The organism is Aureimonas altamirensis (assembly GCF_001463885.1).
Taxonomy (GTDB): domain Bacteria; phylum Pseudomonadota; class Alphaproteobacteria; order Rhizobiales; family Rhizobiaceae; genus Aureimonas; species Aureimonas altamirensis.
The window spans coordinates 89,083-98,311 of record NZ_BBWQ01000021.1; the positions used below are offsets into that span (position 1 = coordinate 89,083).

The 9,229-nt window shown below is 63.9% G+C and carries 10 protein-coding genes and 1 tRNA gene; 7 read left to right on the forward strand and 4 right to left on the reverse strand.

Annotation, left to right across the window (positions count from 1 at the left end):
• Positions 1-4: 4 nt before the first annotated feature.
• The 3 genes from AUL31_RS16485 to AUL31_RS16495 are packed head-to-tail and all read right to left on the reverse strand — an operon-like array spanning position 5 to position 3,340.
• The gene (locus tag AUL31_RS16485) at positions 5-1,165 is read right to left on the reverse strand and encodes an ABC transporter permease (RefSeq protein ID WP_060609265.1); all 1,161 of its coding nucleotides are present in this window, start codon (positions 1,163-1,165) and stop codon (positions 5-7) included.
• Positions 1,162-2,364, reverse strand: a complete 1,203-nt coding sequence (locus AUL31_RS16490) for an ABC transporter permease (RefSeq protein WP_039194787.1) — start codon at positions 2,362-2,364, stop codon at positions 1,162-1,164. Before AUL31_RS16490 ends, AUL31_RS16485 begins: the two co-directional genes overlap by 4 nt.
• Positions 2,351-3,340 carry an HlyD family secretion protein gene (locus tag AUL31_RS16495; protein WP_039194785.1) on the reverse strand — a complete coding sequence of 330 codons (990 nt, stop codon included), beginning with the start codon at positions 3,338-3,340 and terminating at the stop codon, positions 2,351-2,353. The genes AUL31_RS16490 and AUL31_RS16495 overlap by 14 nt, the downstream gene beginning before the upstream one ends.
• Positions 3,341-3,436: 96 nt before the next feature.
• Here AUL31_RS16495 and AUL31_RS16500 point away from each other — a divergent pair, with 96 nt between their 5' ends.
• From AUL31_RS16500 to AUL31_RS16515, 5 genes are all read left to right on the forward strand, one after another.
• The gene (locus AUL31_RS16500) at positions 3,437-4,012 is read left to right on the forward strand and encodes a TetR/AcrR family transcriptional regulator (RefSeq protein ID WP_039194784.1); all 576 of its coding nucleotides are present in this window, start codon (positions 3,437-3,439) and stop codon (positions 4,010-4,012) included.
• A gap of 83 nt (positions 4,013-4,095) precedes the next feature.
• Positions 4,096-4,248, forward strand: a complete 153-nt coding sequence (locus AUL31_RS20385) for a hypothetical protein (protein WP_156122388.1) — start codon at positions 4,096-4,098, stop codon at positions 4,246-4,248.
• Between the two features lie 85 nt (positions 4,249-4,333).
• A tRNA-OTHER gene (locus tag AUL31_RS20390) sits at positions 4,334-4,424 on the forward strand.
• A gap of 545 nt (positions 4,425-4,969) precedes the next feature.
• The gene (locus AUL31_RS16510; protein ID WP_012092695.1) at positions 4,970-5,632 is read left to right on the forward strand and encodes a response regulator; all 663 of its coding nucleotides are present in this window, start codon (positions 4,970-4,972) and stop codon (positions 5,630-5,632) included.
• Positions 5,632-6,972: an ATP-binding protein gene (locus AUL31_RS16515; RefSeq protein WP_012092694.1), complete on the forward strand. Its 1,341-nt coding sequence runs from the start codon at positions 5,632-5,634 to the stop codon at positions 6,970-6,972. The genes AUL31_RS16510 and AUL31_RS16515 overlap by 1 nt, the downstream gene beginning before the upstream one ends.
• 107 nt (positions 6,973-7,079) lie before the next feature.
• On the opposite strand, the gene AUL31_RS16520 is transcribed toward AUL31_RS16515, so the two are convergent.
• Positions 7,080-7,736: a L,D-transpeptidase gene (locus AUL31_RS16520; RefSeq protein WP_109707754.1), complete on the reverse strand. Its 657-nt coding sequence runs from the start codon at positions 7,734-7,736 to the stop codon at positions 7,080-7,082.
• Between the two features lie 335 nt (positions 7,737-8,071).
• On the opposite strand from AUL31_RS16520, the gene AUL31_RS16525 reads away from it, so the two are divergent.
• The gene (locus AUL31_RS16525) at positions 8,072-8,611 is read left to right on the forward strand and encodes a thioredoxin family protein (RefSeq protein WP_012092692.1); all 540 of its coding nucleotides are present in this window, start codon (positions 8,072-8,074) and stop codon (positions 8,609-8,611) included.
• Positions 8,612-8,812: 201 nt separating this feature from the next.
• Positions 8,813-9,229, forward strand: a 417-nt coding sequence (locus tag AUL31_RS16530; protein ID WP_244489445.1) for a thioredoxin domain-containing protein, incomplete at its 3' end; no start/stop codon positions are given.

Genomic DNA, 9,229 nt, shown 5'->3' on the forward strand with positions numbered 1-9,229 from the left:
GCCCTTAACCGTGGTTGTGGTCCGTGGCCTGATCCCGAAGCCCGCGCCTCTCGCAGGCGAGATGCAGCGCCGCAAGGGCGGCGGCGCCGTAGATGGCGGTCAGCGCCCAGAGCATCGCGACCTGGGTTAGCACGTCCTGCCAGGACGCCCCCATCTGGTTGACGCGGACCATGCCGGGAATGGCCGAGGTGCTGGGGACGGCAAGCGCGATCCGTTGCATCCAGTGCGGCAGCATCTCGACGGGCCAGGCCACGCCCGACAGGAAGAAGAGCGGGATGCCCATGGCCATCATGGCGAGGATCGCCCATTCGCGCACCGGCAGGACTGCGGCCAGCAGAAGCCCGAGGAACGCCGTCGACAGGATGAAGGGAATGCCGAGGATGACAAGATCGAGCAGGCCGCCGATCCGCGGCACGCCGAGAATGGCCGGCAGGAACACCAGATAGGCGAACATCCATATGCCGTAAAGCAGGCCGTAGGCCGCCGTTCTCGCGGTGACGGCGGTGAACGGCCGTTCGCTGTAGCGCGCGTTCGCCGCCCCGGTGTTGAGCAGCGCAACGCCCATCAGGAGGGTTTGCTGCAGGATGAGAACGACCGCGGCGGGGACGACATAGCTGGCATATCCGCCCTGGGGATTGAACAGGGGGACCGCCGTCACCGTCATGGGCTGGATGCCCGCCGAAGCCTGCGCCCCCCTGCCCTGCTGCACCATCCGCGCGGCGGCGATCTCCGCCCCCATCTGGCGGGTCACCGAAGTCACGACGGTCATCGCCGAATTGTAGAGCAGGAAATAGCTCGCATCGCCATAGGCGGCCACGGGCGCGCTGCGCCCGGCCAGAAGGTCGCGCTCGAAGAATTCGGGGATCACCAGAATCGCGAAGGCCCGCCTTTCCTGAAGCGCGCGGCGCGCGGCCACCATGTCGGGCACCGAACCGGCGATCTCCACCGTGTCATGGGCGTCGATCCGGCGCAGCAGCTCCCGCGAGGTGGCGGAATTGTCCTGATCGACCACCACGACGGGCGCCTCGCGCACCACCTCGCCCAGATAGGGCTGAGGATAGAGCAGGCCGTAGACGACGATGGCCAGCACCATGACCGAAAAGGCGGCCCGGTCCGTGAAGATGGCGGCGAACGCGTCCCGGAACTCCGCGAGCCAGGTTCTCATGCCGCGGCCTCCATCTTCGGGGAGGCGCCGCGGGGCCGCCGGACGGCCAGCAGCAGCGCGGCGAGGCCCGCATAGGCCAGCACCGCCCAGCCCAGGACCCCCAGCGATGCCAGCGAGAGATCCACCGGCACGCCGCGCAGCATCTGGTCCACGCGCAGGTCCATATACCAGGTCAGCGGCAGCAGCGCGCTCCAGAACGTCGCGAAGCCGTGCATGGCGAGGCGCGGGAAACTGACCCCGATGAAGCCGAAGGCCGGCGCGGTGAAGATACCCGCCATGCCGAGCGCCATCGGAACCGTAGGAGATGCCAGGCCGAAGGCCACGCCCATCATCTGATAGGCGAGGATGAAGAGCAGTCCGCCAGCCAGATGGATCGGCAGGCTGCCGTTGAACGGCATGTCGTAGACCCGCAGCAGCAGCGCGTCGCCCACGGCGAGAACGGTGGCGAAGATGACGGTATAGGGCAGGAGCTTGCCCAGCATCGCCGGAACTACCCCGCCGCCGATCCGCGCCATGATCCGCAACCCGCCCGGCCTCGACCGTTCGAGCGCGATGGCGTTGGCGGTCGCCGCGCAGATGAAGATCTGGAGCGCGGCGGGCATCAGGGCGGCCAGAAGGAAATGGACATAGTCCAGGGTGGGATTGAAAAGCGGGCTTTGCTGCACCGGAATGGGGTTGACCGCCGCAGCGGCCTGATGAGCGGCCTCGCCCCGCGCGACGCGCATCGAGACCGCGATGCCCGCGTTCACATTGGCGAGCGCGGTCTGCACGCCGCGCGCCACGGCGCTGCCCGGGGTCATGAACTGGTTGTTGTAGAACAGCACGACCTCGGGCTGGCGCCCGGCGCGCAGGTCGCGCTCGAACTCCGCCGGGACCAGCACGACGCCGTAAGCCCGCCCGCTCAGGACCAGATGCCTCGCCTCGGACAGATCGAGCGGACGCCAGGCGACCGCGACCTCGGGCGCCACATCCACCGCCTGCACGATCTGGCGCGAAAGGCTGCTGCGGTCGAGATCGAGCACGGCCACCGGCAGATCCGTCGGCACGCCCGCCCGGAAGATCGAGGCCAGCACGAGAAAGATCAGCAGCGGAAAGGCCAGCACGAAAAAGGACAGGGCGGGACGGCGGGCGATGCGGCGCAGCTCGCGCCGGGCGGCCAGCGCGACTCCCGGCCGCATCGGCTTTTCAGCGGCCGGCATGGCCGGTCCGCCAGTCGATGATGGCGCTCATGCCCGGGCGCAGGCCCAGGGCCGGTTCGACCGGGCGGGCGCGGATGCGGAAGGTGCGCAGGTCGAAATCCCCCGTCGCCCGCGTCGCCCGCCAGTTGGCATAGGCGCCGAGCGCGCTGATCGAGGTAACGCGCAGTTCGACATCGCGCCCGCCGATGGCGGGAACCCGGGCGTGCAGCCGGTCGCCGACCGTCAGGCCGTCCAGCAGATCCTCGCGCAGGTTGAAGGTGAACCAGACATTGTCGAGATCGACGATGGACAGCAGCGGCGCCCCGGCGGCGGCGAGCGCCCCGACCTCGGCGACCCGGCTGACGACCTCGCCGGAGATCGGCGCGGAGATGGACAATTCGCCGACATCGGTACGGGTCTGATTGAGGGAGGCTTCGGCTTGCTGGACTTGAGCATCGGCGACCGCCCGCTCCTCGGAGCTCGCTCCGTCGATGGCCAGCGTCAGGTTCGCCTCGGCGGCGGCTACGGCGGCCTGCGCTGCGGAGAGCGAATTCTCGGCGCTGTCGAGCTGTTGCTGCGAGGCAGCCGAGCGCTCGGTCAGAACCGAGACGCGGTCATAACTTTGCCTGGCCAGAACGAGATCCGCCTCAGCCTTTTCGAGTTCGGCCCGGCGTGCGGCGATGACCTCCGGACGGGTGCTGTTGATCCGCGCGCGATCGGCGCGCGCAACCCCGGCCGCAGCTTCCGCTGAAGCGAGGCCGGCCATGAGCTGCGGGCTTTCGAGCTCAACCAGAAGCGTGCCCGCCTCGACGCGCTCGCCTTCGTTGACATGCACCGCGGCGATCTCGCCGGAGACCTTCGGCGCGATGTCGACTCGCGTCGCCTCCACCTCCCCCTGAACGAGGACGGCGGCGGGAGCCAGCGAGGCCCAGATCGACAGGGCCGCAATGCCTGCAAGGGCGACGACGGCGATGATGAGGGCGATTCTCGATTTCATGACGGTGGCATCCTTGACCCGATGCAGATAGATATCAATTGATATTTAGATGTCAAGCGGCATATAATTACGAAGGCACCGATCGGGAAGACGACCATGAAGCACGCCGACAGAAGGCAGATTACACGCGAGGCGCTGATTGCCGCAGCGACCGCAGAGATTTTCGAGAACGGGATTTCCGGCGCTTCACTGCGCCACATCACCGAGCGAGCGGGCTACACGCAAGGCGCATTCTATTCCAATTTTTCGACGCGGAACGCTCTCTTGGAGGCGGTGCTTGAAAAACTCATGCGGGGCCGGCTAGACCGGATGGAGGCCATTCTGCTTGGGGAAGGACCACTCGAAACCACCATCGAGCGGCTGGGCGAATGGCTGAAATCCATGCAGGACGATACGGCCGGCACGCTGGTGATGCTCGAATTCCAGGTCCACGCGCTAAGAGACACCGGGTTCGCAACGAACTATAATCGATGGCGCGCTGCCCAGCATGCTCTCATTGCCCACGCAATAGAAACGATTCGAAAGCACCATGGCGTGGAGACAAAACTGCCACCGATGCTGATGTCGCTAGGATTCTCTGCCCTTTGGTCTGGCTTCGCGCTGCAGGGGCGGCTTCCCGAGGACATCGAGGTCGACGATTTGATTGGGTCGTTCATGCGGGCGTTGGTCTGAATGTAATATCGGTCGGAACAGGATGGACCGGCGAGGCTGATTAATTTCCTAGCGCATCAGCCATCTATGCGAAGAAGGTCGCGGTGCTCGCCGGCGCGCTGGATCGGCCCGACGAACGGCCGCAGGCGGCCGAAGCTTTGCGGATGCTGATCGAGAAGATCGTGCTGACGCCGGGGCCCGAACGCGGGGGGCTCTACGCCACTCTGCATGGTGATCTGGCGACGATCCTCGAATAGACGGAGCGGCAAGTCATTGGAAAGACGTCTAAAAACGAAAAAACCGCAGCGGATGCTACGCGAATGTCTGAATCGGTGGTTGCGGGAGGGCGCACCCATCATAACTTGCTGTTTCGGGCCGCCGCATAGCAACCTTGCCAAGGTTGGAGTCAAGGGTTCGAATCCCTTCGCTCTCTTCAGATTTCTAAAGGAAATCAAAGGATTGAGTAAGGGCCATCTTCGGGTGGCCCTTCCCTTTTTGGGCTTGGCCAACACCTGGTCAACACGAATGACGCCTGAGCAGGCAGGACGGGATGATCGCCTGAACACCAGCCGGACGATGCCTCGGCGAGCCGAACTGATTCGAGTCCGTCTCCAATGCGCATTGCCCAACTGGCTCGGGCAGACAAGTGGACCCGCGTATCGTTTCAGGCCGGGCGAGTTCCTTCACCGCGACCAGCAACAGCCCGATGGACAGGAGGGCCGGAATGACGGGTACACTGCCGCCATGCCAGCGTTTTGTTTCGGCGCTGGGCTGGAGATGCCCATAAGGATCAGGGCGAGAACGGCGTTTTTGCCGGCGCGATTCCAAGTCTCGAAGACGTCCGACTCTTGGCTCAGGTAAGATGAGGTACATCACAGGCGCCCAATCCCCGAACGATATCGAGCGCGCTCAAGTTCGATCCTTAAGGCTGCCTTAAGCCTCGTATAGAAATGCGACCTGGAACCTCGGGTGATAACCATGCGCGTGCTGATAGTCGAAGATGATGCCGTCCTCAGAGACGGATTGACGGTGGGCCTTTCGATTGGCGGCTTCACCGCCGATGCGGTCAAAACCTGCGAAGAAGCCGGCGCAGCTCTCACGAACCATGAGTTCGATGCGCTGGTGCTTGACCTGATGCTTCCCGACGGTTCCGGCCTCGACGTGCTGAAATCCCTGCGGGAACGGCAGGACGCCACGCCCGTCCTCCTCCTGACTGCGCGTGATCAGGTCGCCGACCGGATTCACGGACTGGATGCGGGGGCCGACGACTATCTCGGCAAGCCGTTCGACCTCGACGAGGTCGCGGCGCGGCTGCGCGCGCTCGTCCGCCGTGCCGCTGGCCGGCCGCAGGCGCTTATCGAATGGCGCGGCCTGCGGCTCGATCCTGCAAACCAGAATGTCGAACACCAAGGCGAACCCATCCGCCTGTCGCGGCGCGAATACTCGATTTTGCATGCCCTCATGATCCATCCCGGCCGGATCCTGTCGCGGAGCCAGATCGAGGAGAAGCTTTACGGCTGGCAGGAGGAGGTCGAGAGCAATGCTGTCGAGGTCCACATCCATCATCTTCGCGGCAAGCTGGGACCGGGCATGATCCAGACCGTCCGTGGGATCGGCTATCGCCTCGGAGACGAACCGTGATGCCGTCGATCTCCAAACGGCTGTTCCTGATCCTCGCCCTGACCACCGGTCTCGTCTGGCTGTCGGCGGTCGTCTGGATTTTCCTTTCCACGCGCGCGGAGGTGGAACGGGTTCTCGACGCGCGGCTGATGGAAGCCGGCCGGATGGTTTCCTCATTGATCGTCAGCCAGGAGATCGCCATCGATCCGACGCAAACGATCACGTCCGATCTGCCGGTGCGCGGCCACAGCGCCTATGACCGCCAGCTTTCGTGCCAGATCTGGTCGCTGCAGGGGACATTGATCGGGCGATCGGATGCGGCGCCCGATCAAGCAATGTCGGAGCACACCGACGGGATCTCCGAAACCGTGATAAATGGTGAGCGGTGGCGGGTTTATGCAATCACCAATACCGAGCGCGGTGTTCGCGTTCTGGTCGGCGACAATCTGAGTATCCGTAACGGGTTGGTGAACGACGTCATCCGCGGTCTTCTCCTGCCGGTCCTGCTGATGTTGCCGGTTCTTGCTGTCCTGATCTGGCTCAGCGTCAGGCGCGGCCTTGAGCCGCTAAGGAAGATCGCAGGCGACCTGGAAGCACGACCCGCCTCCGACCTCAGCCCGATCGAGGACGTGCAGACCGCGAAGGAGATTGCGCCGGTCTTGCAGTCGCTCAACGGATTGTTTGCACGCGTGGCCGGGCTTCGGGAACGCGAGCGCAACTTCACCGCCTTTGCCGCCCACGAACTGCGCACGCCGTTGGCCGGCCTCAAGACGCAGGCGCAGGTCGCGCTTGCAAGCGGCGATGGCACGATCCGCGAGCAGGCATTGCGTCAGATCATGGTTGGCGTAGACCGCACCGGCCGGCTCGTTCGGCAATTGCTGGATATGTCGGCGGTTGAGGCGCTCGACCAGGGCGAGCGTAGTGGGAAGGTATGGCCCGGGAGTATACTGAGAGCGCTCGCGGACGAATTAGCAGATCCGACCAGGGGCGTTGCGGTCGAGGTTTCCCCTGATCTTGACCGCATCGAGCTGGACATCGAGCCGGATCTGTTCGCTCTTGCTGCCCGGAATCTGATGGAGAACGCTGTGAACCATTCGCCGCCCGGAGGCGTCGTCAGGTGTCGTGTGGCCGGCCCCGCCGAAGAGGGCCAGATGATCATCGAGGATGATGGTCCCGGTATCCCCGAGGAGGAGTTGGCCCGCGTCACCGAACGCTTCTTTCGCGGCCGCAACAAAGTACCGGTCGGCAGCGGTCTCGGTCTCGCGATCGTCGAACTGGCGCTCGGGCGGAGTGGTTGGCACCTACGACTTCAGAATCGCGATTGCGGAGGGCTGCAAGCGGTGATGGCGAACGCCGCGTGACCCGTTGCACATACATGGTGCGGGGCGCAGCCAACTCATCTTCAAGAAGATGGAGTGCCAGCAGGATGCGCCAACGCAGGGAGTGATCTTCTCGCCGCGCGACGAAGCTATCCCACCAAAAGATGCCCCATAGCCGGATCTGCTATCACAACCAGCGGGCTCCCGTCGCGAACGTTGTCGGCGAGGTGGATGACATCCTGATTGATCATCCGGATGCATCCTGATGAAACGGCCTGGCCGATGGTCCAGAATTCCGGGTTTCCGTGGATGCGATAGATCGTGTCCCGGTTTCCTTCATGAATGTAGAGGGCGCGTGCTCCAAGTGGATTTTTCAGCCCCGGGTCCATGCCGCCATTGGCGATTGAGTAGGGCTCTAACTCGGGTTGGCGCGCAACCATTTCATCGGGAGGTGTCCAGCGCGGCCATTCCCGCTTGTATGCGATATGACGCCCTCGACCAGCCCACGAAAAACCGTCCCTGCCGACACCCACACCGTATCGGGTTGCGCGGCCGTGAGGCTGAACGTGGTAGAGGTAACGGTTTGGCGTATCGACGATGACGATTCCGGCTCGTTCATCGGTTGGATAGTCGACTTCCGTCCGCCACCATTTCGGATCGACCTTGGAAACGTCGACTTCCGGGATCGGGAAGCGCTCGTTCGGCAGTGCGTAGTACATCGGGGGCGTCGGCGGCGGAGGAGGCATCGAGACCGGCTGCGCGACTTGCGGTGTTTGCCTCGTGGAAACGCATCCGGCGAGAGTCATTGCGCTGGCGCCAATGAGGAAAGCGCGTCGCGCGATTGCGGGTGTCGGTAGCTTGCTCACGTTTCGTACGCTCTCTGCTTTGCGATCAATCAGGCCGCACAGCACGATGCCCATCTTAAGAGCAGCTTAAGGTAAGCGCGGCCGAAGATAGCGAAGCGGCGGGGACTTCAGGCGCCGGCCTGCGGCTCAAGTGATCCGGCCGAACAGGTTTTCGATTGGGTGGGGGCACTTTGTTGGAAACGCGGGCTTGCGTCGCAGGCGAGGAGCACTTTTCCGCCCTTAAGCGGGCCTTAAGGAACGCCCGCTTTGCCGCCGGTCCTGTGAAGGAGACGAGGATGCGGACGCGACTTTTAAGAAACAACGCCGTAGCGTCCGCGGAAGGTGTTGGATGCGGCATCGATGCTGATGCTCGACGCAAGAATGACCAATGGACCCGCCGCGAGCTTCTGCTCGGGGGCCTGGTGGTGCCGGTAGGATTGTTGGCGACTCCCAGCGGGATGGCCGCCGCCAATCCGGCTGCAATGGTCACGGACGTCGCTTCCTACCGGGAGAGACTGGAGCAGATCGCACGAACACATAGCTTCGCGCTCATCGACATCCGTGCGGATTGGTGCGCGGTGTGCCACCGCATTGAGCGGGAAATCCTCGCCCACCCTGCTGTGCTGCAACACCTTGAGGCTGTCCCTCTCGTCAAGGTGGACGTCACGGCGATGGACGAGGGAAACCGCCAGCTCCTCTCCCACCTTCGAGCGAGCGGCCCGCCGACATTCTTCGTCGTGGATGCAGCCACCGGACAGGAATACAACGGCACCCGTTCGGTCGGACCGTTCAGCAGGCGCGATCTCATGCGGCGGTTGCGGCCGTTCACCCGATAGTCCGGAGTCAGGATAAACTGCCGTCGCATCTTCGGCTCAATGCGGTCCTTAAGACTGTCTTAAGCTCGGGAGAGTGCGCTCGGTTCAATATCCATGATCTGGAGCTTTGAGACCATGCACGATCGGCGCCTCTGCACACGTAGACCTCATCCTTTCGCTATGGGTAGGCCGCCGTTCCGCGGTGCATTGAGTCGGCGGACCTTGCTCTCGGGCCTGGCGGCGCTCGCTGCCGCCGGCTTTGCCATGCCCGTGCGTGCCGACGACATGTCAGCCGAGATGATCCTGAACGACCCGGAGGCGCCGGTCGGCGGCAACCCGAACGGCGACCTGACGATCGTCTCGTTCTTTGACTATAACTGTCCTTTCTGCAAGCGCACCGTCGAGCCGCTGAATACGGTGCTGGAATCGGACGGCAATGTGCGTCACGTCTACAAGGACTGGCCGATCCTCGCGCAGTCTTCGGTCTATGGCGCAAAGCTGGCGTTGGCGGCCGGGTATCAGAACCGCTACGAGGAAGCCTATCTGGCGTTGATGGGTATCGAAGGGTCGCGGGTGCCAGAAGAGCAGATGCGACAGGCATTGGAAGGTGCCGGCTTCGACACGGCGGGTCTCGAGACC